Below are 22,712 nucleotides of genomic sequence, written 5' to 3'. Positions count from 1 at the left end.
CAATATCATGCAAAAGAAATCAATTTACGTTGCCTACACGGGCGGAACCATCGGGATGCAGCGTTCCGAGCAGGGTTATATTCCAGTGTCAGGTCATCTGCAACGCCAGTTGGCGTTGATGCCGGAATTCCATCGCCCGGAGATGCCAGATTTCACTATTCATGAATATACGCCGCTAATGGATTCTTCCGATATGACGCCGGAAGACTGGCAGCATATCGCTGAAGACATTAAAGCGCACTATAACGAGTACGATGGTTTTGTCATTCTGCACGGCACCGATACCATGGCATATACCGCCTCTGCACTGTCGTTCATGCTGGAGAATCTTGGTAAACCGGTCATTGTGACAGGGTCACAAATCCCGTTAGCCGAGCTACGCTCTGACGGACAAATCAATCTGCTGAATGCGTTGTACGTTGCTGCTAACTACCCGATCAACGAAGTAACGCTGTTTTTTAATAACCGCCTGTATCGCGGAAACCGAACCACTAAAGCCCATGCCGATGGTTTTGATGCCTTTGCTTCCCCCAATCTTCCACCGTTACTGGAGGCAGGTATCCATATTCGTCGTTTGAATACACCACCCGCCCCGCACGGTGATGGAGAACTGATCGTTCATCCAATTACGCCACAACCGATCGGCGTGGTGACAATTTATCCGGGGATCTCTGCCGATGTTGTGCGTAATTTCCTGCGCCAACCGGTTAGGGCGTTGATTCTTCGCTCTTACGGCGTGGGTAATGCGCCGCAAAACAAAGCTTTCCTGCAAGAATTACAGGAGGCCAGCGATCGCGGTATCGTGGTGGTTAATCTGACGCAATGTATGTCCGGTAAAGTGAATATGGGGGGATATGCCACCGGTAACGCCCTCGCCCACGCCGGCGTTATTGGCGGCGCGGATATGACTGTGGAAGCCACTCTCACCAAGCTGCACTATCTACTTAGCCAGGGACTGGATACTGAAACCATTCGCAAGGCTATGAGCCAAAACCTACGCGGCGAGCTGACGCCGGATGATTAAGCAACTGTCTTGTTCGGGTTTCAGATGAGTGGCTCAGTGTATGCGCCAAACGCTTAATCACGGGCTATAAACCCCAGGAGACAACAGGCTGCATACACATTGCCAAATCTAATCGCTGTTATATTAACCAATTTTCAAGATACAAGGAGATTGCAATGCCCCATCGCGCCCTGTTACTGGTCGATTTACAAAATGATTTCTGTGCCGGTGGCGCGCTCGCCGTGCCAGAAGGTGACAGCACTGTGGATGTCGCTAACCGCTTGATTGACTGGTGTCAGTTGCGCGGTGAACCAGTTATCGCCAGTCAGGACTGGCATCCGGCTAATCACGGCAGTTTTGCCAGCCAGCATCAGGTGGAGCCATACAGCCAGGGGACGCTCGACGGTTTGCCGCAAACATTCTGGCCTGAACACTGCGTGCAGAGCAGTGAAGGCGCGCAATTACATCCGTTACTCAATCAAAATGCGATCGCAGCAGTGTTCCATAAAGGCGAAAACCCTTTAGTTGACAGTTACAGTGCTTTTTTTGATAACGGACGTCGGCAGAAAACCGCGCTCGATGGCTGGTTACGCGACCATGAAATCAATGAATTGATCGTTATGGGGCTGGCTACTGACTATTGTGTGAAGTTTACCGTGCTGGACGCGTTGCAGTTAGGTTATAGCGTGAGCGTGATTACCGATGGCTGTCGTGGCGTAAATATTCAGCCGCAGGACAGTGCACACGCATTTATGGAGATGTCAGCGGCTGGAGCAACACTGTACACGCTGGCGGACTGGGAAGAGACGCAGGGATAATTTTGCTGGCCTACGATTCAGTACTGACGTTGTAGGCCAGATAAGACACATCAACGGCGCATCTGGCGTGCTCGTAGTTAAATCAAACAATCAACTCGTAACAGTAAAGATTATCCCTCTCTTCATAAACGTCTGATAAAGGGAACAAATCTCTTACTTAAACATGGCTATCGGCTTTGCCGAGATACCAAAATCTTCTTTCAACTGTTGTTTGCTCTTCATGACCATCTGACCGTTAGTGTCGATTGTCATATGCTGCGCATCGGTATTGTTTCGGGCCTGCCATAACATCACCAGTTGCAGGCAGTTCTCTTTTTGTTCTTCAGTCAGCGCAACACCATCTGGCCATTTTCCCAGTTCAACGGCAGTCGATAAACGCTGGTAAACCTCAGGCGTCATGCTGTTGATTATTTCATCAAGATCCATAATTTTCCCGCTCCTGTGGAATAAGTTGCTGAATCGTTTTTTCAACCGTTGATTTCTTCGCCATTTTCGTCATCAGTAAAGCGCAATGATGCCGAGTTAACACAATAACGTTCGCCTGTGGGTTGCGGGCCGTCGGGAAAGACGTGCCCCAGATGGGCATCACAGTTTCCGCAACGAATTTCTATCCGCTGCATACCATGTGACAAGTCTTTGATATAACGGATCGAATCTTCACTCACCGGCTCATAAAAACTGGGCCAGCCACAGCCTGAATCATACTTGGTTTGGGAGTGAAACAGAGGTGCATCGCAAATCAAACAGTGGTAAACACCGCCGCGCTTGTTATGCAGTAAACGTCCAGTGAATGGCGGCTCCGTCCCGTGATTCTGAGTCACGTAAAACTGCATCTCGGACAAATTTTTTTTCAGTTCTTCTGCCGAAGGTTTGTTAGCCATTTGCTCACATCTCACTTTAATCACGCTCACATTACGTGACTTATTCTAACAAAACATTAACACCTACTGGCAAAATTTTGTCCTAAACTTGATCTCGACGAAATAGCTGCACCTAAATCGTGATGAAAATCACATTTTTATCATAATTGCCCTTTAAAATTCTGGGCGCCGCCCTCATGTGGTTTCAAGCCCAAAGGAAGAGTGAGGCGAGTCAGTCGTGTAATGCCAAGGCACAGGATTGATTTGTCGCAATGATTGACACGATTCCGCTTGACGCTGCGTAAGGTTTTTGTAATTTTACAGGCAACCTTTTATTCACTAACAAATAGCTGGTGGAATATATGACTATCAAAGTAGGTATCAACGGTTTTGGCCGTATCGGTCGCATTGTTTTCCGTGCTGCTCAGAAACGTTCTGACATTGAGATCGTTGCAATCAACGACCTGTTAGACGCTGATTACATGGCATACATGCTGAAATATGACTCCACTCACGGTCGTTTCGACGGCACCGTTGAAGTGAAAGACGGTCATCTGATCGTAAACGGTAAAAAAATCCGTGTTACCGCTGAACGTGATCCGGCTAACCTGAAATGGGACGAAGTTGGTGTTGACGTTGTCGCTGAAGCAACTGGTCTGTTCCTGACTGACGAAACTGCTCGTAAACACATCACCGCTGGTGCGAAAAAAGTGGTTATGACTGGTCCGTCTAAAGACAACACTCCGATGTTCGTTAAAGGCGCTAACTTCGACAAATATGCTGGCCAGGACATCGTTTCTAACGCTTCCTGCACCACCAACTGCCTGGCTCCGCTGGCTAAAGTTATCAACGATAACTTCGGCATCATCGAAGGTCTGATGACCACCGTTCACGCTACTACCGCTACTCAGAAAACCGTTGACGGCCCGTCTCACAAAGACTGGCGCGGCGGCCGTGGCGCTTCCCAGAACATCATCCCGTCCTCTACCGGTGCTGCTAAAGCTGTAGGTAAAGTACTGCCAGAACTGAATGGCAAACTGACTGGTATGGCGTTCCGTGTTCCGACTCCGAACGTATCCGTAGTTGACCTGACCGTTCGTCTGGAAAAAGCTGCAACTTACGAGCAGATCAAAGCTGCCGTTAAAGCTGCTGCTGAAGGCGAAATGAAAGGCGTTCTGGGCTACACCGAAGATGACGTAGTATCTACCGATTTCAACGGCGAAGTTTGCACTTCCGTGTTCGATGCTAAAGCGGGTATCGCTCTGAACGACAACTTCGTGAAACTGGTATCCTGGTACGACAACGAAACCGGTTACTCCAACAAAGTTCTGGATCTGATCGCTCACATCTCCAAATAAGTTGAGATGACTCTGTGATCTAAAAAGAGCGACTTCGGTCGCTCTTTTTTTTACCTGATGAAATGAAGTTAAAGGACTGCGTCATGATTAAGAAAATTTTTGCCCTTCCGGTCATCGAACAAATTTCCCCTGTCCTCTCCCGTCGTAAACTGGATGAACTGGACCTTATTGTGGTCGATCATCCCCAGGTAAAAGCCTCTTTTGCATTACAGGGCGCACACCTTCTCTCCTGGAAACCTACAGGTGAAGAAGACGTTCTGTGGTTGAGTAATAACACGCCGTTTAAAAATGGCGTCGCCATTCGCGGCGGCGTGCCGGTTTGTTGGCCGTGGTTTGGTCCGGCAGCACAGCAAGGTCTGCCTGCTCACGGTTTTGCCCGCATTCTGCCGTGGACGCTGAAATCGCACAGTGAAGATGCCGATGGCGTAGCGCTGACTTTTGAACTGACACAAAGCGACGAGACGAAAAAATACTGGCCGCACGACTTTACGCTGTTAGCGCATTTCCGCGTGGGTAAGACTTGTGAAATTGATCTTGAAGCGCACGGCGAATTTGAAACCACCTCTGCCCTGCATACCTACTTTAACGTGGGTGATATTGCTAAGGTGAGCGTCAGTGGCCTGGGCGATCGCTTCATTGATAAAGTCAATGACGCGAAAGAAGGCACTTTGACCGGGGGGATTCAGACATTCCCGGATCGTACCGATCGCGTGTATCTGAATCCGCAAGATTGTAGTGTGATTAATGACGAAGCGTTGAACCGCATTATTACCGTTGGTCACCAGCATCATCTGAACGTTGTTGGCTGGAATCCAGGTCCGGCGCTTTCAGTCAGCATGGGCGATATGCCAGATGACGGCTACAAAACCTTTGTCTGCGTAGAAACCGCTTACGCCTCTGAAGCACAAAAAACGTCCAAAGATATGCCCTCTCGTCTGGCACAATCCATCCGCGTTGCCAAACGCTAATCTGCGCTAGTTTTGTGTGCCGGATGCGATGTATCCGGCACTGCTCAGCATCACACCATATCCAGCGCAGTTTTTACTTTTGGTGCCGGATACGCTTTGTCCAGCATCGCTAATTCTTCTGGCGAAAGCACAATCTCCAGCACAGCCGCATTTTGTTGAACATGCGCGATAGTTGCCGCTTTTGGAATCGCCATCACGCCTTGATGGCTGATTACCCACGCCAGCAGAACTTGCGCCGCGCTGACATTGTGGGCATGTGCGATTTCGTTGACGACCGCGTTTTTTAGCAGTCCATTGCGCAACCGCCCAGCCTGGGCTAACGGGCTGTAAGCCATCACCGGCATCTGCTGTTGCTGGCACCAGGGGAGTAAATCGAACTCAATACCCCGTGAGCCAAGATGATAAAGCACCTGATTAGTCGCACACTGATTTCCCCCCGGCACCTGCCAGAGCTCCTGCATATCGGCATAATCAAGATTAGAAACGCCCCAGCGGCGGATTTTGCCCTGGGCGATCAATTTTTCCATCGCGGCAACAGTTTCTTCAAAAGCGAAACTGCCAGACCAGTGTAATAAATAAAGATCGAGATAATCGGTATTAAGACGGCGTAAGCTGGCTTCGCAGGCATTAATCGCTTTTTGTCCGCCAGCATTCCACGGATAGACCTTAGAGACGAGAAAGGCCTTATCACGCAGGCCAGTTAATGCTTCACCAACTACCTTTTCAGCACCACCGTCCGCATACATTTCGGCGGTATCAATGAGGGTTAAACCGAGTTCAATGCCCGCGCGCAGTGCAGCGACTTCTGTTTTGCGCTGACTGACATCTTCGCCCATAAACCATGTTCCCTGCCCTATGGCTGGCACTGAGTCCCCATCACTAAACTGAATCATTTTTTGTTGCATTGTTTCCTCCCAGGTTACGCACCACCGTAATGCAAAACAGGGCGTGACGCCCTGTTTTTATGCACAAAATGCCCTGGAAAGATGCACTATCAGAATTTGTAGGTGATCCCGGCAGAAATCAGACCTGTCCAGGACTTATCAACCATCGGGCTATCGGTAACTTCATCGGACAGACGGGTGTAGCGCGCAGTACCGTAAATGCTCCAGTCGCCCATGAAGTTGTAGTTGGCGCTCAGTTCCAGATACGGACTCCAGCTATCATTCGGGTTATAGCCACGCAGACCGCTGCGCGCAGACTCTTTACGCGATACGCCATAATAGTATTCGTTATGGTTTTCGCTGTTCCACTGCACACCGATACCCGGGGTCAGAGTCAGACCACCGTTAGTGTAACGGTACAACCAGGCCGTATCCCAGACGATACCGTTGCTGTTATCCAGTGTGTCGGCTGCCAGAGAGGTACGCAGATAACCGTACTGGGTAAAGTGAGCGTAGGACAGACCGGCCATCATAGTGCTCTTACGGTCATCCAGGTGGCGCATCTGGTGGTTGCCACTGTCTTTAGCTTTGAAGTAGAGCGGCGACCAGTAAGCGGTAATCGAAAGTTTATCCGTTGCATCGTTCCACAGGTAGTAACCACCACCTAAGCCACGGAACCAGAAGTTATCGCCTTCATAGTTGATTACCGGTACTGGGTAAACATCGGTATCGTAATCTTTATAAGGGTGTTCAACGACACCTACGCCTGCGCCCAGGGAAAATTTACCTTCAGCGTGTGCTACGCCTGCAGACGTTGCGATAAGCACTCCAAGTGCCAGAAGTTTGAGTTTGGTCACAATTAATCATTCCTTAAACAAATGTTTAGCGGGCGACAAAGTTTACCCGTCAATACATCGAAACCCAACCTTTTTACATTTTCATTTCTAAAGGTAACTGTTTAATTTTCCTGACGCTGGTGACATCAGGCTTACACCTGAATGAATTTTGCATTACCGACGGCAATATTCTTTACATTAGTTATGCAATTTTTATGGGTGAGTTGTTGATATGCCATTGAAATCCAGAAAGCCGTGCAGGCAAGTTTTCCATTTGCCATCTACGCTTAATTTTGAAGGTGTATCACCGGGCACGTTCTTCTCGCAGTCGGTAAGATGGCATGAGAGTTGCTGTGTTTTAGCAAGAGACGTCGTTCAGTTTACCTCTTCCGGGAGCCTCTACTATTCATATGAACGGCTCTTAACCTGTGCTAAAAAACGAAAGGACGGCATACCATGAATATATTCGATCACTATCGCCAGCGATATGAAGCTGCCAAGGACGAAGAGTTCACACTGCAGGAGTTTCTTACCACTTGTCGGCAAGATCGCAGTGCTTATGCCAACGCGGCTGAGCGGCTACTGATGGCTATTGGTGAGCCTGTCATGGTCGATACAGCCCAGGAACCCAGACTTTCTCGACTCTTCTCGAACCGGGTCATCGCACGTTATCCGGCGTTTGAAGAGTTTTACGGCATGGAAGACGCGATTGAACAGATTGTCTCTTATCTGAAACACGCGGCTCAGGGGCTGGAAGAGAAGAAACAAATTCTGTATCTGCTGGGGCCTGTGGGTGGGGGGAAATCGTCGCTTGCGGAGCGACTGAAATCATTAATGCAACTCGTGCCTATTTATGTATTGAGCGCCAATGGTGAGCGCAGCCCGGTCAACGATCATCCGTTCTGTCTGTTCAATCCACAGGAAGATGCGCAGATCCTCGAAAAAGAGTACGGCATTCCGCGCCGCTACCTCGGCACTATCATGTCGCCGTGGGCCGCGAAGCGCCTGCATGAATTTGGTGGCGATATCACTAAATTTCGGGTTGTGAAGGTCTGGCCGTCGATTCTACAACAAATTGCCATCGCTAAAACGGAGCCCGGCGATGAGAACAACCAGGATATCTCAGCGCTGGTAGGGAAAGTCGATATTCGTAAGCTCGAACACTACGCGCAGAACGATCCAGACGCCTATGGTTATTCCGGTGCGCTGTGCCGCGCCAACCAGGGGATCATGGAATTTGTCGAGATGTTTAAAGCACCGATTAAAGTGCTGCATCCTCTGTTGACCGCCACCCAGGAAGGCAACTACAACGGGACGGAAGGTATCTCCGCCCTGCCGTTCAACGGGATTATTCTCGCCCACTCGAACGAATCCGAATGGGTCACTTTCCGTAACAATAAAAACAACGAGGCCTTCCTCGACCGTGTCTATATCGTGAAGGTGCCGTACTGCTTGCGCATTTCCGAAGAGATTAAAATCTACGAGAAATTACTTAATCATAGTGAACTGACTCACGCACCATGCGCACCTGGCACGCTGGAAACTCTGTCACGTTTTTCCATTCTTTCGCGTCTGAAAGAGCCAGAAAACTCCAGCATTTATTCAAAGATGCGCGTTTATGATGGCGAAAGTCTAAAAGATACCGATCCGAAAGCCAAATCGTATCAGGAGTATCGGGATTACGCGGGCGTCGATGAAGGGATGAACGGTCTGTCCACTCGTTTTGCGTTTAAGATCCTCTCTCGCGTGTTCAACTTCGATCACGTGGAAGTGGCAGCTAACCCGGTCCATCTGTTCTACGTTCTTGAACAGCAGATTGAGCGCGAGCAGTTCCCGCAAGAGCAGGCAGAACGCTATCTGGAGTTCCTGAAAGGTTATCTGATCCCGAAATATGCCGAGTTTATCGGCAAAGAGATCCAGACGGCTTATCTGGAGTCTTATTCCGAATATGGACAGAACATTTTCGATCGTTATGTCACCTATGCGGATTTCTGGATCCAGGATCAGGAGTATCGCGACCCGGATACCGGTCAGTTGTTTGATCGCGAGTCGCTGAACGCCGAGCTGGAGAAAATCGAAAAACCAGCGGGGATCAGCAATCCGAAAGATTTCCGTAACGAGATTGTCAACTTCGTGCTGCGCGCCAGAGCAAATAACAGCGGACGCAATCCGAACTGGACCAGTTATGAAAAACTGCGCACGGTTATTGAGAAAAAAATGTTTTCCAATACCGAAGAATTACTGCCAGTCATTTCGTTTAACGCTAAAACCTCAACCGACGAGCAGAAGAAACACGACGATTTTGTCGACCGTATGATGGAGAAAGGCTACACCCGTAAACAGGTGCGTTTACTGTGCGAATGGTATTTGCGCGTACGTAAATCCTCTTAACAACCATGGCCCGGAGCACATGCTCATGGGCCTACAACGACAGCGAACCGTAGGCCGGATAAGCGAAGCGTGTCCGGCAATACAGGTGCAGCATACAGTTGGCAAATGCAGTACGGGGGGCATATGACCTGGTTTATTGACCGGCGTCTGAACGGCAAAAACAAAAGCATGGTGAATCGCCAGCGTTTTTTACGCCGTTATAAAGCGCAAATTAAACAGTCGATCTCCGAGGCCATTAATAAGCGTTCGGTGACTGACGTCGACAGCGGCGAGTCCGTCTCCATTCCAACGGAAGATATTAGCGAACCGATGTTTCATCAGGGGCGTGGCGGCCTGCGCCATCGCGTTCACCCGGGTAACGACCATTTCATCCAGAACGATCGCATTGAACGTCCCCAGGGCGGCAGCGGCGGTTCCGGTAGTGGTCAGGGCCAGGCTAGTCAGGACGGTGAAGGTCAGGATGAATTTGTCTTCCAGATTTCGAAAGACGAATATCTCGACCTGCTGTTTGAAGATTTAGCCTTACCGAATTTAAAACAGAACCAGCAACGCCAATTGACCGAGTTTAAAACGCATCGGGCGGGTTATACCGCTAACGGCGTTCCGGCCAATATCAGCGTGGTGCGTTCATTGCAAAACTCACTGGCGAGACGTACCGCGATGACCGCAGGTAAACGGCGGGAACTTCATGCTCTGGAAGAAGATTTGGCAATCATCAGCAACAGTGAACCTGCGCAATTGCTGGAAGAGGAACGGCTACGCAAAGAGATTGCCGAATTACGCGCCAAAATTGAACGCGTTCCGTTCATCGACACCTTCGATTTACGTTATAAGAACTACGAAAAACGACCCGATCCCTCCAGTCAGGCGGTAATGTTTTGTCTGATGGACGTTTCTGGTTCAATGGATCAATCCACCAAAGATATGGCCAAACGTTTTTATATTTTGCTGTATCTGTTCCTGAGCAGAACTTACAAGAACGTGGAGGTCGTTTACATCCGCCACCATACCCAGGCGAAAGAAGTCGATGAACATGAGTTTTTCTACTCGCAGGAAACGGGTGGCACCATTGTTTCCAGCGCTCTGAAACTGATGGATGAGGTGGTGAAAGAGCGTTATAACCCGGCACAATGGAATATTTATGCCGCGCAGGCGTCGGACGGTGATAACTGGGCCGATGACTCTCCGCTTTGCCATGAAATTCTGGCGAAAAAATTGTTGCCCGTTGTTCGTTATTACAGCTATATCGAAATTACCCGTCGCGCTCATCAGACATTGTGGCGGGAATATGAGCATCTGCAATCTACATTCGAAAACTTTGCGATGCAGCATATCCGCGATCAGGATGATATTTATCCGGTGTTTCGCGAACTATTTCATAAACAAAATGCAACTACTAAAGACTAAAACCATCAGCCAGGTCATTATTCCCTGGCTGATTTTTAGTTAATTGTAAATACAGTTATTTATTATCTACATTAGCTTACAAACAACTTAAATATAACAGCGTAACCTTTACAGAACTTAGTTTCATGAAACAATCATTCGGAAAAATGATTCTGTTAGCACGCTTTTCTCAATGCTATACTTTAATTCTTTTTTACTGATAATGATAATTGATCCCGGTCAAAACTCCATTTCTCTGCAATCAATAAAATCGACTACTCAGATTGCTCTCCTTTTTTATGGTTCCCATGGGTACACAAAAATTAAAAGCACACGGCTTTTTTATTTTCAGCTTACTATTGACATTAATTTTATTTTGCATTACCACCTTATATAATGAAAACGCCAATATAAAGCTCATCCCTCAGATGAACTACCTGATGGTCGTTGTGGCTTTATTTTTCCTTAACGCCGTCATTTTCCTTTTCATGTTAATGAAGTATTTTACTAATCGAGATATTTTCCCAACCCTAATTTTAAGTCTTGCTTTTTTAAGTGGCCTTGTCTATTTAACTGAAACGATCGTTATTATTCACAAGCCTATCAGCGATAGTACGCTGATCCAGACGAAATCGAATGACGTTTCCATTTTCTATCTTTTTCGCCAACTAAGTTTTATTAGCTTAGCATCGCTGGCTCTTTTCTGTTATGACCGAAACAGCATTCTGACAAACAACAAGAAAAAAACCTGCATCCTGTTGCTGGCACTAATACCTTTTATGTTGTTTCCATTACTGGCGCACAACCTGAGCAGTTATAATCCTGACTATGCCTTATATGTCGTAGATTACTGCCCGAATAATAATACTGCGAGTTGGGGTATTAACTACACCAAGATTCTGGTTTGTCTGTGGGCATGTTTACTATTTTTTATTATCACACGGACAGGTTTAGCGAGCGAACTTTGGCCGTCAATCGCGTTATTATGTCTGGCCTCACTCTGTTGTAACTTGTTGCTACTGACTCTGGATGAATATAATTACACCATCTGGTATATCAGCCGCGGTATTGAGGTTTCCAGTAAACTGTTTGTGGTTTCTTTCCTGATTTATAACATTTTTCAGGAACTACAACTTGCCAGTAAACTGGCGGTTTATGATGTACTGACCAATATTTATAACCGCCGTCACTTTTTCAACAGTGTAGAGTCATTACTCTCTCGCCCTGTTGTGAAGGATTTTTGTATCATGCTGGTAGATATTAACCAGTTCAAACGCATAAATGCTCAGTGGGGTCATCATGTGGGCGATAAAGTTCTGGTTTCAATTGTCGATATTATCCAGCAAAGTATCCGCCCCGATGACATCTTCGCGCGTCTGGAAGGTGAAGAATTCGGTTTACTATTTACCGAATTGAATGCTGCCCAGGCAAAAATTATCGCCGATCGGGTGCGTAAAAATGTCGAACTACTGACCGGTTTTAGTAATAGATATAATGTCCCTGAACAAATGACCATCAGCATTGGCTGTGTTTTTTCCACTGGCGACACGCGTAATATCTCGCTTGTCATGACGGAAGCTGATAAAGCGTTACGAGAAGCGAAAAATGATGGTGGCAACAAAGTGATTATTCATTATATTTGAGTGCAAAATTATTCACAGCCATGCGTTTTGCGTGGCTTTGGCATACAATTTATTATCAATACCCCTAAATTTCCCCTCCCCAGCGGCGCAGAGATGAGTATAATTAGCGCCCCTGTACCAGGCCGCAATCGAACTTTATCTGGTTTTCTCGTTTCACTAACCGAAGGAGTGCCATTTATCATGAAATTGCACCATAGAATGCTCCGGCATTTTATCGCCGCAAGTGTCATTGTGCTGACATCTTCCTTCCTTATTTTTGAACTTGTCGCCAGCGACAGGGCAATGAGTGCTTATTTGCGCTATATCGTCCAGAAAGCAGATTCCTCCTTTCTCTACGACAAGTATCAAAATCAGAGTATCGCCGCACATGTGATGCGCGCGCTTGCTGCGAAACAGTCTGAGGTGTCGCCAGAACAGCGACGTGCCATCTGTGAAGCTTTTGAATCTGCCAACAATACCCATGGCTTAAACCTGACAGCCCATACTTACGCGGGTTTACACGGAACATTGCAGACTGCATCCACTGACTGCGACACGATTGTGGAAGCTGCGGCGCTCTTACCGGCATTTGATCAGGCAGTTGAAGGCAACCGCCATCAGGATGATTATGGTTCCGGTCTTGGCATGGCCGAAGAGAAATTTCACTATTATCTCGATCTCAATGACCGCTATGTCTATTTTTATGAGCCAGTCAATGTTGAATACTTCGCGATGAATAACTGGTCCTTCCTGCAATCAGGAAGCATTGGCATTGATCGTAAAGATATTGAAAAAGTGTTTACCGGACGTACTGTGTTATCGAGCATTTACCAGGATCAGCGTACTAAACAGAACGTGATGAGTTTGCTGACACCGGTTTATGTTGCAAGGCAGTTAAAAGGTATTGTACTGCTGGATATTAATAAGAATAATCTACGAAATATCTTTTACACTCATGATCGCCCTCTCCTCTGGCGTTTTCTTAATGTCACGCTAACCGATACAGATTCGGGACGGGACATTATTATCAACCAGAGCGAAGATAACCTGTTTCAGTATGTCAGTTACGTCCACGACTTACCTGGCGGTATTCGCGTTTCGTTATCCATTGATATTCTTTACTTTATCACGTCTTCGTGGAAAAGCGTTCTGTTCTGGATTTTGACAGCGTTAATTTTGCTGAATATGGTCCGGATGCACTTCCGCTTGTACCAGAACGTGACGCGCGAAAATATCAGTGATGCGATGACCGGACTGTATAATCGCAAAATATTAACGCCTGAACTGGAGCAGCGTTTGCAGAAACTGGTGCAATCCGGTTCTTCTGTCATGTTTATTGCAATTGACATGGACAAGTTAAAGCAAATTAATGACACCCTTGGTCATCAGGAGGGCGATTTAGCGATTACATTATTAGCCCAGGCGATTAAGCAGTCGATTCGTAAAAGCGATTATGCCATCCGTCTCGGTGGCGATGAATTTTGCATCATTCTGGTCGATTCGACGCCGCAAATTGCCGCGCAACTGCCTGAACGTATCGAAAAACGCCTGCAACATATCGCGCCGAAGAAAGAGATCGGCTTCTCTTCCGGTATTTACGCGATGAAAGAAAACGATACGTTACATGATGCGTATAAAGCTTCTGATGAACGTTTATATGTCAATAAGCAGAACAAAAACAGCCGTTCATGATAATCTTCTGTGGTTATTTGGTTATAATTCCAGGAGCGTGAAATGACTGAAATGACTAAAGGAAGCGTGACGCATCAGCGGTTAATCGCTTTATTATCACAAGAAGGTGCTAACTACCGCATCGTTACCCACGAAGCGGTAGGTAAATGCGAAGCGGTGTCAGAAATTCGTGGCACCGCTTTGGGTCAGGGAGCTAAAGCACTGGTGTGTAAAGTCAAAGGTAATGGCGTAAATCAGCATGTTCTGGCGATCCTCGCAGCCGATCAACAGGCTGATCTTAGTAAACTCGCCAGTCACATCGGTGGGCTACGCGCTTCGCTGGCCAGCCCGGCGGAAGTCGATGAACTGACAGGCTGTGTCTTTGGCGCTATCCCCCCCTTCAGCTTCCACCCAAAACTCAAACTGGTTGCCGACCCACTACTCTTTGAGCGATTCGATGAGATTGCCTTCAACGCAGGCATGCTGGATAAATCTGTAATTCTGAACACCACAGATTACTTGCGCATTGCGCAACCAGAACTGGTCAAATTCCGCCGTACTGCGTAACTAGCTGGTCCGTTCAATAAGCAGAACGGACAGTACTAACACAACTGCAATGGCAAAAAACGATGACGTGATAATCAGTGTCTCAACGAGCATTTGATCGTTCATGGTTTTCCCCCAGAAGATACCTGTTTTCACGTTATTGTTAGCGTGTACAAGTGGCAATTTGATGACAAATTGCCTGATTTTTTATGCATAACACGTAATTTTTTCTGCTTCCTTTCAGCAGCAGGCGTAAAGTAGGCGGGGTTATTATTTTTTGGCAAGGAAACCACGATGTTTGATGTCACTTTGCTGATCCTGCTCGGCTTAGCTGCGCTGGGCTTTATCAGCCACAACACCACTGTCGCCGTTTCAATTCTGGTGTTGATCATTGTCCGCGTCACACCGTTAAGCACCTTTTTTCCGTGGATCGAAAAACAGGGACTGAGTATCGGGATAATCATTCTGACCATTGGCGTAATGGCCCCTATTGCCAGCGGAACACTGCCCCCCTCGACACTGATTCACTCGTTTCTGAACTGGAAATCGCTGGTAGCGATTGCCGTGGGAGTGATTGTCTCCTGGCTTGGCGGACGCGGCGTGACGTTAATGGGCAGCCAGCCGCAACTGGTCGCCGGGCTGCTGGTAGGCACAATTTTAGGTGTGGCACTGTTTCGCGGTGTACCGGTCGGCCCGCTTATTGCCGCGGGACTGGTCTCTCTGATCATCGGGAAACAGTAGACTGTTTTCGAACTCAGAACTGGCACAACAAAAAACCAACAGCCACAAAGTGCTATAGTGACGTGGTAAATCATGCGTGAAAGGGAGAACAAACACGATGAATATTCAGTGTAAACGCGTTTATGATCCGGCTGAACAGAGCGATGGTTATCGCGTACTGGTCGACCGCCTCTGGCCGCGTGGTATCAAAAAAACTGATTTAGCACTTGATGAGTGGGATAAAGAGATCACACCATCAACAGAGTTGCGCAAAGCCTTTCACGGAGAAGTGGTCGATTTTAAAACCTTTCGCGAACAATATCTTGCTGAACTGGCGCAACACGAGTCGGAAGGGAAACGGCTGGCGGAAATCGCTCAAAAACAGCCGCTGACCCTGCTCTACTCGGCAAAAAATACCACGCAAAACCATGCACTGGTACTGGCCGACTGGCTACGCAGCTTGTGATTTTAGCATGGCATCCGGCTGTTATTTTTCACCAGCCGGATGATCCCGCCGCCATAACGCCCATTCATCAATCGTTTCACCACCCGGCAATTTGCAATTGTTACTGACCCCTTGCGGTGTCTGCACCGGAATGAGCGTACCGCCTTTCTGCTGACAGTAGACCGAAGCCGGATTCGCCATGCCAACCTGCGGCGGTTTTGGCGCATCCGGCTGAGAAGTAGTTGAACACCCTGCCAGAATTAGCAGGCAAGGCAGAGCAAAACTGAGAATTTTCATATATTGATCCCGCACATTTATCTACGCCTTAGAATATCGCGGTATCGTTTTGTTTTGCAGCACTATTTCTTTTACATTCACTTAAAATATATTACAGCTAGTTTCATCTTCGTTGATGATGTTTTATCATGCCTGTAAAGATTAAATAATCAGCATTTTACCCGCAGCATCCTGGAGTTCTTTCGTGTCAGATCAGATCATTGCCCGCGTTTCGCAGTCACTCGCCTCAGAACATTCTCTCGAAAGTCTGGTTCGGCAGCTTCTGGAGATGCTGGAAATGGTCACCGACATGGAGTCGACTTATCTGACAAAAGTGGATATTGACGCGCGCCTGCAACATATTCTGTTCGCCCGTAATAGCCAGAAAATGCACATTCCGGAGAATTTTACTGTCTCGTGGGATTACTCGTTGTGCAAACGCGCCATTGATGAAAACTGTTTTTTCAGCGATGAAGTTCCCGATCGTTGGGGTGACTGCATCGCAGCCCGCAATCTCGGCATCACGACATTCCTGAGCACGCCGGTTCACTTACCGGATGGTTCATTCTATGGCACGCTTTGTGCCGCCAGCAGCGAGAAGCGTCCGTGGAGTGAGCGCGCAGAGCAGGTTTTACAGTTATTCGCCGGGCTGATTGCACAATATATTCAAAAAGAGGCGCTGGTTGAGCAATTACGTGAAGCCAATGCCGCTTTGATTGCGCAGTCGTATACTGACTCTTTAACTGGGCTACCTAATCGGCGGGCGATTTTTGATAACCTGAAGACGCTGTTTTCTCTTGCCCGGCATCTGAAGCGTAAAGCCATGATTGCCTTTATCGACCTGGATAACTTCAAACTAATCAATGACCGTTTTGGCCACAATAGCGGCGATCTGTTTCTTATTCAGGTTGGTGAGCGCCTCAATAAGCTGCATCAAAATGGCGAGATTATTGGTCGTCTCGGCGGCGATGAATTTTTAGTCGTATCTCTGGTTAATGAAAACGCGGATATCCCATCACTGCGTGAGCGTATTCAACAGCAAATACGTGGAGAATATCACTTGGGCGATATTGAGCTGTTTTATCCTGGTGCCAGTCTTGGCATAGTTGAAGTGGATCCTGAAACAACCGACGCAGACAGTGCCCTGCACGCTGCCGATATCGCGATGTATCAGGAGAAAAAACACAAAGAGAAAACACCTTTTATCGCGCATTCAGACAGGCATTCCTGAGGCATATTCACATCCTTTTCTTTGGTGGTAACATGCGAATCGGTATTATCTTTCCCGTCGTAATCTTTATTACGGCAGTCGTATTTTTAGCGTGGTTTTTTATTGGCGGCTATGCGGCCCCAGGGGCATGAAGATGAAAAAAACAACGATTATCATGATGGGCGTGGCGATTATTGTCGTTCTTGGCACCGAGCTGGGATGGTGGTAACACTACGTCGGTAAAAATAGCAAAGGCTGCCTGTCGGCAGCCTTTGTGTTTTTCAGCATTAACTTTTGACTTTTCTGTAGATAAACAACACGACAAGCGCACCAATCACGGCAACAACAAAACTACCAAAGTTAAAGCCATCGACTTTGCCAAAACCAAACAGTGTACTGATCCATCCACCAACTACGGCACCGATAATTCCCAGCAGGATGGTCATAAAGAATCCACCACCATCTTTACCAGGCATGATCCACTTCGCCAGAATACCGGCAATAAGTCCAAAAATAATCCATGACAGAATGCCCATTGTTTCCTCACTTATCTGTTTTGCATTAGCGGGTTAGTCGCTGATAAAAAGCATAGCACAACATAAGAGAAGCAAGAATTGTGATGTGTGTCACAGAGGATTTTTTTTGCGATGGCGCTGAATTAGCGCCATCTGACATTAGCAATTATTACCAACCACAAACATCATGTTCGTTTTCCGTGTCATATGAACGCACGGTATTGACGAGATCTTTTATTACTTCAGCCGCCACTTCTGGCACCAGCAAGGTCATCGGCGTCTCTGTTTCGTAATCGACAGAAACACCATTACTGTTATTGGTGACGGTTACGGTATACGTTGCTTTGCCCATGATTCATTTCCCGCTATGAATGACTTTCCGTTGTTTTGCACCTTCCATCAGGACTTCAGGAGCAACGAAGAAGTCAATGTTGAAATAAGTATCGTCAGTCATGGCTTCAATATTGTGCCACTTTTCTGGCGGGAACACCGCGAATTGACCTGCTTCGATGAGGATCACCTGATCAGGTTCTGCGCTATGTTCATCGCCGTAGCCGAGATATTTGACCGCCCCATGCATAACGGACAGGCGTGGATAAACACCCGGACGCGTTCCTTTATCAAGATGACGTTCGAATATTCCGGCAGGCGCAGTTTGTTTATTCCAGAAAGGTGTTGAGCGCGTATGAATGTAGTTCTGTGGGATTTGCAGCATCCTTTTCCCTCCTTCAGTAAATATGCTGAAAACCATTTATTTCAGCCGTTTCAGAGTACGCCTGATAATTTGCATTTTAAATACCATTTATTGGTTACTTTTTAGCATCATCAAACGGTGAATACAGATGCATTTCAGGAGGGAAGCCCGCAGCATCGCGGGCTGAAAGCATTAAGACTGCAGCGTCGCCAGTCGTGCGGCAAAACCAACAAACATCAGACCAATCAGCGAGTTGCCCACTTTGGCTAGTTTCTTCTTGGTGCGAATGTATTGCGTGACAAATGCACCTGAAATAATCAGGAAGCTCAAATAACAGAAGCTTACCAATTCCAGTGTTGTCGCCAAAATAAAGAATGAAATCCCAGTATGTGGCGCATTGACATCAATAAACTGTACGAAAAACGACACATAGAACAAAATGGCTTTCGGATTGGTCAGACTCAAAATTAATGCGCGCTTGAAGATGGCACCATATTGTGGCTCATCTGATTTAGCCTCGTTATTTTTACCTTTCAGGGTGGCGTAAAGAATTTTACCCCCCAGATAGAGCAAATAAAACGCGCCAAGATAACGTACGATATTGAATAATATCGGTGTGGTCTTAATTAAGGTTGCGACACCAGCCCACGCCAGAAACATCAATACCGCGTCACCGATAAATACACCACAGGCCGCAAGATAACCGCCTTTCACCCCACTGCTGACGCTATTTTTAAGCACAAACAGGGTATTCGGCCCTGGCACCAACACGATAAAAATGGCACCAACCAGATAGGTCCAGTAATTCAGAACCCCATATTCTGCGAACACATTAACCTCTTTAATTCTCTTTGGATCATGCGCGATTAAAGGTGAATATGCTAACCAATCCGCAACGGCTTAGAAAGGAGAAAATCAGGTTTTAACCTGACAATAACTGGACAATTGAATTGTTATTCATGCCTGGTCCAGTGAAAAATTCGGATAGTGTTGGGAAAAATACTGGCGTAAAAACTCTACCGTTATCCGCACCTTCGCTGACATCGCCAGCCTTGATACATATACCGCCCAGACATTCGCTGGCTGGTAATATTCCGGTAGCACTTGCGCTAAATGACCACTGGCAATATTTTCACTGACATCCCACCAGGAGCGCAGCGCAATCCCCTGACCATCGAGGCACCACTGATGCACAATTTCCCCATGGTTAGACAACATCGGCCCGGTAACTTTAATCGTATGCTGCCCTTCTTTATTGCACAATTGCCAGACACCAAACCTGGCAGCGATTGAAGAAGTGATTACTCACGGGCCAAAAACACCGGATATGAAAGGCAATGCCACCACGCCACAATTTACTGACGCTATTTGCAAAATTATTTTGCGTTAAGGTCAAACCAGTTTATTTGAACCGACTGGTGTTGGATTTGTAGTTTATCCGAAGCCGGATGCAGCGCATAACGCACCTTGTCCGGCTTACGCACGTTTTATTGCGGATATTCCTGCAATAAATTGTGTAATGCTTCCGCCATCAGCGCACCACGCCAGCCGGAAATCAGCTCTGGCAAATTATTCTGTGGTTTTAATTTCCAGTGCCAGTTCAGCAGTTGGTTGATTTGCCGACGCGATGCCAGCAATTCGACGCTGATCTTGTGCGTTTCACTCACGTCAGTAATCAGCGACTTAATCGCTTTAAACGCTTTGCGATAACCGGGCATATCCATCAGGTTAAGCATCGGCTGCGGCAAGGCCTCTTCTGGCAATGCCTGCGCTTTCTCTACCAGCGCCAGCAACGTTTTACCGTGGAAGCGGATTTCGCTACCGGATAAGCCCAGGCTATCCAGCTCGCCCAGACTGCCCGGCATATAACGCGCTACCGACCACAAATGCTCTTCACGCACAACAAAGTTCACCGCCAGATCGCGCTCCCGAGCCTTACGCAGCCGCCAGTCGGCTAGCAGTTGCAGACAGGCGAGTTGGCGCGTGCGTAATTGCCAGGCATTGGTGATATCACGCCATGCGTCTTCTGGCGCAACGATCTCCTGACGACGCGTTTGCATCAGGCGGCATTCATCCAGTGCCGCAGGTAGCCAACCAGAGGCTTCCGTTTCAACCATCAGCTTTGCGGCGATCGGTAACAGATACCAGACGTCCGCCGCCGCGTATTCGCATTGACGCTCGGTTAGCGGTCTGGCCAGCCAGTCGGTGCGCGATTCGCTCTTGTCGAGCGTAACGCCGGAATACTCTTCCACCATAGAGGCAAAGCCCCATGACATCGGGCGTCCACAGAATGCGGCGAGGATTTGCGTGTCAATCAGAGGTTGTGGTAACTCACCAAAGACATTGAGGAACACTTCCAGATCTTCACTGCCCGCATGGAGAAATTTGGTGATGGAAGGATCGCGCAGGATCGCTTTCAGCGGTGACCAGTCGGTGATCCCGAGTGGATCGATTAGCGCCAGATGTTCGCCATCAAAAAGTTGAATCAACCCAAGTTGCGGGTAATAGGTGCGCGTACGTACAAATTCAGTATCCAGGGCTATCGCCGGAAAGGCACGGACGGCTTCACACAAAGAAGCCAGCGCATCGTCCGTGGTAATCATTTGGTAATTCAAATTGTATTCTCTTTAGTGGGCGTCAAAAAAAACGCCGGATTAACCGGCGTCTGACGACTGACTTAACGCTCAGGCTTTATTGTCCACTTTGCCGCGCGCTTCGTCACGTAATTCTCGTCGCAAAATTTTTCCGACGTTAGATTTCGGTAACTCATCACGAAACTCCACCAGCTTCGGTACTTTATAGCCTGTGAGCTGACGGCGGCAAAAAGTCACCAGTGATTCTTCCGTGAGTGACGAGTCTTTTTTCACCACGAAGATTTTCACCGCTTCACCGCTGGAACCGGAAGGTACGCCAACAGCCGCCACTTCCTGTACACCTGGGTGCTGCATGACCACATCTTCAATCTCATTGGGGTAGACGTTAAAGCCAGAAACCAGAATCATGTCTTTTTTACGATCGACAATGCGCAGGAATCCTTCTTCATCCATCACCGCGATGTCGCCGGTGTGTAACCAGCCATTTTTGATGATTTCATCGGTAGCATCCGGACGCTGCCAGTAGCCCAGCATTACCTGCGGCCCTTTGACACAAAGCTCACCCGGTTGACCCGGCGGTACTTCGTTATCGTCGTCATCAACCAACTTGGCTTCGGTCGACGGCACCGGCAAACCAATGCTACCGCTATGATAATCAATATCATACGGGTTAACGCTGACCAGCGGTGCACACTCGGTCAGGCCATAACCTTCCAGCAGATATTGTCCGGTCAGTTTCACCCAGCGTTCTGCCACCACTTGCTGAACAGGCATCCCACCACCAGCGGAAAGATGCAGACTGGAGAAATCCAGTTGCTGGAATTCTTTATTGTTCAGCAACGCGTTGAACAACGTGTTAACGCCGGTGATCGCGGTAAACGGATATTTCGCCAGCTCTTTCACCAGCCCCGGAATATCACGTGGGTTAGTAATAAGCAGATTCTGCCCGCCCAGTTCGATAAACAGCAGGCAGTTAATGGTCAATGCGAAAATGTGATACAGCGGCAATGCCGTCACCACCAGCTCTTTACCCGGATACAACAGCGGCCCGTAGGTCGCGTTAACCTGTTCCAGATTTGCCAGCATGTTGCGGTGAGTCAGCATTGCGCCTTTCGCTACGCCAGTGGTGCCGCCGGTGTATTGCAGGAAGGCTAAATCTTCCGGCACCAGTTCAGGTTTTACGTACTGCATCCGGTAACCATTATGCAGAGCGCTACGAAATGAAATGGCATCTGGCAGATGATATTTCGGCACCAGACGCTTGATGTATTTAACAACGAAGTTAACCAGCGTCCCTTTCGCCGTAGAAAGCTGATCGCCCATACGTGTCAGAATCACGTGCTGGACAGCGGTTTTATCAACCACTTTTTCCAGGGTATGGGCAAAGTTGGACACGATGACAATCGCAGATGCGCCGCTGTCGTTGAGCTGATGCTCAAGCTCGCGCGGGGTATATAACGGATTGACGTTTACGACGATCATCCCGGCGCGCAAAATGCCGAACAGCGCCACCGGATATTGCAATAAGTTAGGCATCATCAGCGCAACGCGATCGCCCTTCTTCAGCCCCAGCCCTTGTTGTAAATACGCGGCGAACGCACGACTGCGCTCTTCCAGTTTGCGGAAGGTCATCACCTCCCCCATATTCACAAACGCGGGCTTGTCGGCATAGCGCGCGACCGATTGCTCAAACATATCTACCAGAGATTGATAACGGTCAGGGTTGATCTCCGTCGGAACATCCGCGGGATAACGGTTAAGCCAAACCTTCTTCAATTCTTCACCTCTAAAATGCGTGTTCGTCGTCATCGCAACCCCAAGTGATATACATGTTATTAACATAATATTAACTCATCATACCAGCTTGATAATTCCCCAACGAAAAGGTTGCGAAGCGCGTCACTATTTATTTTTA

Annotated in this window: 26 protein-coding genes and 2 pseudogenes; 15 read left to right on the top strand and 13 right to left on the bottom strand. The window is 47.9% G+C overall.

Translation table 11 applies throughout. From position 1 onward, the window contains the following. Positions 1-7 precede the first annotated feature (7 nt). Complete coding sequence (ansA, locus tag A31E_RS16010; RefSeq protein ID WP_001516285.1) at positions 8-1,024, top strand: asparaginase; 1,017 nt, start codon at positions 8-10, stop codon at positions 1,022-1,024. A gap of 155 nt (positions 1,025-1,179) precedes the next feature. Continuing rightward, positions 1,180-1,821, top strand: coding sequence for a bifunctional nicotinamidase/pyrazinamidase (pncA, locus tag A31E_RS16015; protein WP_001120524.1), 642 nt, complete (start codon positions 1,180-1,182; stop codon positions 1,819-1,821). A 153-nt stretch (positions 1,822-1,974) separates the two neighbouring features. On the opposite strand, the gene A31E_RS16020 is transcribed toward pncA, so the two are convergent. Together A31E_RS16020 and msrB are read right to left on the bottom strand one after the other, a co-directional pair. Beyond that, positions 1,975-2,247 (bottom strand): YeaC family protein, encoded by a 273-nt coding sequence (locus A31E_RS16020; RefSeq protein WP_010376102.1) that lies wholly within the window; start codon positions 2,245-2,247, stop codon positions 1,975-1,977. A 41-nt stretch (positions 2,248-2,288) separates the two neighbouring features. After that, on the bottom strand, positions 2,289-2,702 hold the full coding sequence (msrB, locus tag A31E_RS16025) for a peptide-methionine (R)-S-oxide reductase MsrB (RefSeq protein ID WP_001284624.1): 414 nt from the start codon (positions 2,700-2,702) through the stop codon (positions 2,289-2,291). A 341-nt stretch (positions 2,703-3,043) separates the two neighbouring features. On the opposite strand from msrB, the gene gapA reads away from it, so the two are divergent. Both gapA and A31E_RS16035 read left to right on the top strand, forming a co-directional pair. Continuing rightward, on the top strand, positions 3,044-4,039 hold the full coding sequence (gene gapA / locus A31E_RS16030; RefSeq protein ID WP_000153502.1) for a glyceraldehyde-3-phosphate dehydrogenase: 996 nt from the start codon (positions 3,044-3,046) through the stop codon (positions 4,037-4,039). An 83-nt stretch (positions 4,040-4,122) separates the two neighbouring features. Then, positions 4,123-5,007: a D-hexose-6-phosphate mutarotase gene (locus A31E_RS16035; protein WP_016248642.1), complete on the top strand. Its 885-nt coding sequence runs from the start codon at positions 4,123-4,125 to the stop codon at positions 5,005-5,007. A gap of 50 nt (positions 5,008-5,057) precedes the next feature. Here A31E_RS16035 and yeaE read toward each other — a convergent pair whose 3' ends face one another. Further along, on the bottom strand, positions 5,058-5,912 hold the full coding sequence (gene yeaE / locus A31E_RS16040; RefSeq protein ID WP_001186329.1) for a methylglyoxal reductase YeaE: 855 nt from the start codon (positions 5,910-5,912) through the stop codon (positions 5,058-5,060). 89 nt (positions 5,913-6,001) lie between these two features. After that, positions 6,002-6,748: a scaffolding protein MipA gene (gene mipA / locus A31E_RS16045; RefSeq protein WP_016248641.1), complete on the bottom strand. Its 747-nt coding sequence runs from the start codon at positions 6,746-6,748 to the stop codon at positions 6,002-6,004. A gap of 435 nt (positions 6,749-7,183) precedes the next feature. Here mipA and yeaG point away from each other — a divergent pair, with 435 nt between their 5' ends. The 5 genes from yeaG to yeaK all read left to right on the top strand — a co-directional run bounded on the left by yeaG (position 7,184) and on the right by yeaK (position 14,364). Next, positions 7,184-9,118: a protein kinase YeaG gene (gene yeaG, locus A31E_RS16050; protein WP_001019882.1), complete on the top strand. Its 1,935-nt coding sequence runs from the start codon at positions 7,184-7,186 to the stop codon at positions 9,116-9,118. Between the two features lie 123 nt (positions 9,119-9,241). After that, a complete protein-coding gene (locus A31E_RS16055; protein ID WP_000219671.1) occupies positions 9,242-10,525 on the top strand; it encodes a YeaH/YhbH family protein in 1,284 nt (427 codons plus the stop codon). A 278-nt stretch (positions 10,526-10,803) separates the two neighbouring features. Next, a complete protein-coding gene (locus A31E_RS16060; protein WP_016248640.1) occupies positions 10,804-12,147 on the top strand; it encodes a sensor domain-containing diguanylate cyclase in 1,344 nt (447 codons plus the stop codon). A gap of 180 nt (positions 12,148-12,327) precedes the next feature. Next, a complete protein-coding gene (dgcJ, locus tag A31E_RS16065) occupies positions 12,328-13,818 on the top strand; it encodes a diguanylate cyclase DgcJ (RefSeq protein WP_001516279.1) in 1,491 nt (496 codons plus the stop codon). A gap of 42 nt (positions 13,819-13,860) precedes the next feature. Further along, on the top strand, positions 13,861-14,364 hold the full coding sequence (gene yeaK / locus A31E_RS16070; RefSeq protein WP_016248639.1) for a mischarged aminoacyl-tRNA deacylase: 504 nt from the start codon (positions 13,861-13,863) through the stop codon (positions 14,362-14,364). Here the strand turns inward: yeaK and yoaI are convergent, their stop codons facing one another. Next, the gene (yoaI, locus tag A31E_RS23525; protein WP_050558860.1) at positions 14,365-14,469 is read right to left on the bottom strand and encodes a small membrane protein YoaI; all 105 of its coding nucleotides are present in this window, start codon (positions 14,467-14,469) and stop codon (positions 14,365-14,367) included. Positions 14,470-14,637: 168 nt separating this feature from the next. On the opposite strand from yoaI, the gene A31E_RS16075 reads away from it, so the two are divergent. Next, positions 14,638-15,084 (top strand): DUF441 domain-containing protein, encoded by a 447-nt coding sequence (locus tag A31E_RS16075; RefSeq protein WP_001516278.1) that lies wholly within the window; start codon positions 14,638-14,640, stop codon positions 15,082-15,084. A gap of 97 nt (positions 15,085-15,181) precedes the next feature. Further along, positions 15,182-15,529, top strand: coding sequence for a DUF488 domain-containing protein (locus tag A31E_RS16080; RefSeq protein WP_001516277.1), 348 nt, complete (start codon positions 15,182-15,184; stop codon positions 15,527-15,529). 21 nt (positions 15,530-15,550) lie between these two features. Here A31E_RS16080 and A31E_RS16085 read toward each other — a convergent pair whose 3' ends face one another. Continuing rightward, positions 15,551-15,805: a putative hemolysin gene (locus A31E_RS16085; RefSeq protein WP_001516276.1), complete on the bottom strand. Its 255-nt coding sequence runs from the start codon at positions 15,803-15,805 to the stop codon at positions 15,551-15,553. 184 nt (positions 15,806-15,989) lie between these two features. Between A31E_RS16085 and A31E_RS16090 the strand changes: the two genes are divergently transcribed. From A31E_RS16090 to yoaJ, 3 genes are read left to right on the top strand one after another with little or no spacing between them, the layout of a single operon-like run. Continuing rightward, entirely contained in the window at positions 15,990-17,015 is a 1,026-nt protein-coding gene (locus A31E_RS16090; RefSeq protein ID WP_001516275.1) for a sensor domain-containing diguanylate cyclase, read from the top strand. Between the two features lie 32 nt (positions 17,016-17,047). Then, a complete protein-coding gene (locus A31E_RS0122455; RefSeq protein WP_001219350.1) occupies positions 17,048-17,146 on the top strand; it encodes a YoaK family small membrane protein in 99 nt (32 codons plus the stop codon). Positions 17,147-17,148: 2 nt separating this feature from the next. Beyond that, complete coding sequence (gene yoaJ / locus A31E_RS25250) at positions 17,149-17,223, top strand: protein YoaJ (protein ID WP_001386836.1); 75 nt, start codon at positions 17,149-17,151, stop codon at positions 17,221-17,223. Between the two features lie 58 nt (positions 17,224-17,281). Here yoaJ and A31E_RS16095 read toward each other — a convergent pair whose 3' ends face one another. From A31E_RS16095 to A31E_RS0122450, 5 genes and pseudogenes are all read right to left on the bottom strand, one after another. Further along, positions 17,282-17,530, bottom strand: coding sequence for a GlsB/YeaQ/YmgE family stress response membrane protein (locus A31E_RS16095; RefSeq protein ID WP_000512152.1), 249 nt, complete (start codon positions 17,528-17,530; stop codon positions 17,282-17,284). Positions 17,531-17,678: 148 nt separating this feature from the next. Beyond that, a complete protein-coding gene (locus tag A31E_RS16100) occupies positions 17,679-17,861 on the bottom strand; it encodes a DUF1869 domain-containing protein (RefSeq protein WP_000513737.1) in 183 nt (60 codons plus the stop codon). Between the two features lie 3 nt (positions 17,862-17,864). Further along, positions 17,865-18,224, bottom strand: coding sequence for a DUF1971 domain-containing protein YeaR (gene yeaR, locus A31E_RS16105; protein ID WP_016248638.1), 360 nt, complete (start codon positions 18,222-18,224; stop codon positions 17,865-17,867). 171 nt (positions 18,225-18,395) lie between these two features. Beyond that, positions 18,396-19,034: a leucine efflux protein LeuE gene (gene leuE / locus A31E_RS16110; RefSeq protein ID WP_000457213.1), complete on the bottom strand. Its 639-nt coding sequence runs from the start codon at positions 19,032-19,034 to the stop codon at positions 18,396-18,398. Positions 19,035-19,160: 126 nt separating this feature from the next. Then, positions 19,161-19,481 (bottom strand): annotated as a pseudogene (locus tag A31E_RS0122450) (LysR substrate-binding domain-containing protein); the annotation flags it as partial. A gap of 1 nt (position 19,482) precedes the next feature. Here A31E_RS0122450 and A31E_RS26380 point away from each other — a divergent pair. Further along, positions 19,483-19,593: pseudogene (locus tag A31E_RS26380) on the top strand (tartrate dehydrogenase); the annotation flags it as partial. A 97-nt stretch (positions 19,594-19,690) separates the two neighbouring features. On the opposite strand, the gene rnd reads toward A31E_RS26380, so the two are convergent. Together rnd and fadD are read right to left on the bottom strand one after the other, a co-directional pair. Further along, entirely contained in the window at positions 19,691-20,806 is a 1,116-nt protein-coding gene (gene rnd / locus A31E_RS16115) for a ribonuclease D (RefSeq protein ID WP_001516274.1), read from the bottom strand. 81 nt (positions 20,807-20,887) lie between these two features. Next, on the bottom strand, positions 20,888-22,573 hold the full coding sequence (fadD, locus tag A31E_RS16120) for a long-chain-fatty-acid--CoA ligase FadD (RefSeq protein ID WP_010376141.1): 1,686 nt from the start codon (positions 22,571-22,573) through the stop codon (positions 20,888-20,890). Between the last annotated feature and the right edge of the window lie 139 nt (positions 22,574-22,712).

The sequence above is a fragment of the Escherichia sp. KTE159 genome, assembly GCF_000408805.1.
Taxonomy (GTDB): domain Bacteria; phylum Pseudomonadota; class Gammaproteobacteria; order Enterobacterales; family Enterobacteriaceae; genus Escherichia; species Escherichia marmotae.
Note: the sequence above shows the minus strand (reverse complement) of the source record. Positions and strands in the feature narration are given on the sequence as shown.

Excerpts from the sequence above, each read along its gene's own strand:
- pncA (WP_001120524.1), top strand. The coding sequence starts at position 1,180 with ATGCCCCATCGCGCCCTGTTACTGGTCGATTTACAAAATGATTTCTGT.
- yeaR (WP_016248638.1), bottom strand. The coding sequence starts at position 18,224 with ATGCTGCAAATCCCACAGAACTACATTCATACGCGCTCAACACCTTTC.
- yeaK (WP_016248639.1), top strand. The coding sequence starts at position 13,861 with ATGACTGAAATGACTAAAGGAAGCGTGACGCATCAGCGGTTAATCGCT.
- A31E_RS16060 (WP_016248640.1), top strand. The coding sequence starts at position 10,804 with ATGGTTCCCATGGGTACACAAAAATTAAAAGCACACGGCTTTTTTATT.
- A31E_RS16075 (WP_001516278.1), top strand. The coding sequence starts at position 14,638 with ATGTTTGATGTCACTTTGCTGATCCTGCTCGGCTTAGCTGCGCTGGGC.
- A31E_RS16035 (WP_016248642.1), top strand. The coding sequence starts at position 4,123 with ATGATTAAGAAAATTTTTGCCCTTCCGGTCATCGAACAAATTTCCCCT.
- A31E_RS16095 (WP_000512152.1), bottom strand. The coding sequence starts at position 17,530 with ATGGGCATTCTGTCATGGATTATTTTTGGACTTATTGCCGGTATTCTG.
- rnd (WP_001516274.1), bottom strand. The coding sequence starts at position 20,806 with ATGATTACCACGGACGATGCGCTGGCTTCTTTGTGTGAAGCCGTCCGT.
- yeaE (WP_001186329.1), bottom strand. The coding sequence starts at position 5,912 with ATGCAACAAAAAATGATTCAGTTTAGTGATGGGGACTCAGTGCCAGCC.
- msrB (WP_001284624.1), bottom strand. The coding sequence starts at position 2,702 with ATGGCTAACAAACCTTCGGCAGAAGAACTGAAAAAAAATTTGTCCGAG.
- gapA (WP_000153502.1), top strand. The coding sequence starts at position 3,044 with ATGACTATCAAAGTAGGTATCAACGGTTTTGGCCGTATCGGTCGCATT.
- A31E_RS16100 (WP_000513737.1), bottom strand. The coding sequence starts at position 17,861 with ATGGGCAAAGCAACGTATACCGTAACCGTCACCAATAACAGTAATGGT.
- A31E_RS16055 (WP_000219671.1), top strand. The coding sequence starts at position 9,242 with ATGACCTGGTTTATTGACCGGCGTCTGAACGGCAAAAACAAAAGCATG.
- dgcJ (WP_001516279.1), top strand. The coding sequence starts at position 12,328 with ATGAAATTGCACCATAGAATGCTCCGGCATTTTATCGCCGCAAGTGTC.
- yoaI (WP_050558860.1), bottom strand. The coding sequence starts at position 14,469 with ATGAACGATCAAATGCTCGTTGAGACACTGATTATCACGTCATCGTTT.
- A31E_RS16080 (WP_001516277.1), top strand. The coding sequence starts at position 15,182 with ATGAATATTCAGTGTAAACGCGTTTATGATCCGGCTGAACAGAGCGAT.
- yeaG (WP_001019882.1), top strand. The coding sequence starts at position 7,184 with ATGAATATATTCGATCACTATCGCCAGCGATATGAAGCTGCCAAGGAC.
- A31E_RS16020 (WP_010376102.1), bottom strand. The coding sequence starts at position 2,247 with ATGGATCTTGATGAAATAATCAACAGCATGACGCCTGAGGTTTACCAG.
- ansA (WP_001516285.1), top strand. The coding sequence starts at position 8 with ATGCAAAAGAAATCAATTTACGTTGCCTACACGGGCGGAACCATCGGG.
- A31E_RS0122455 (WP_001219350.1), top strand. The coding sequence starts at position 17,048 with ATGCGAATCGGTATTATCTTTCCCGTCGTAATCTTTATTACGGCAGTC.
- A31E_RS16085 (WP_001516276.1), bottom strand. The coding sequence starts at position 15,805 with ATGAAAATTCTCAGTTTTGCTCTGCCTTGCCTGCTAATTCTGGCAGGG.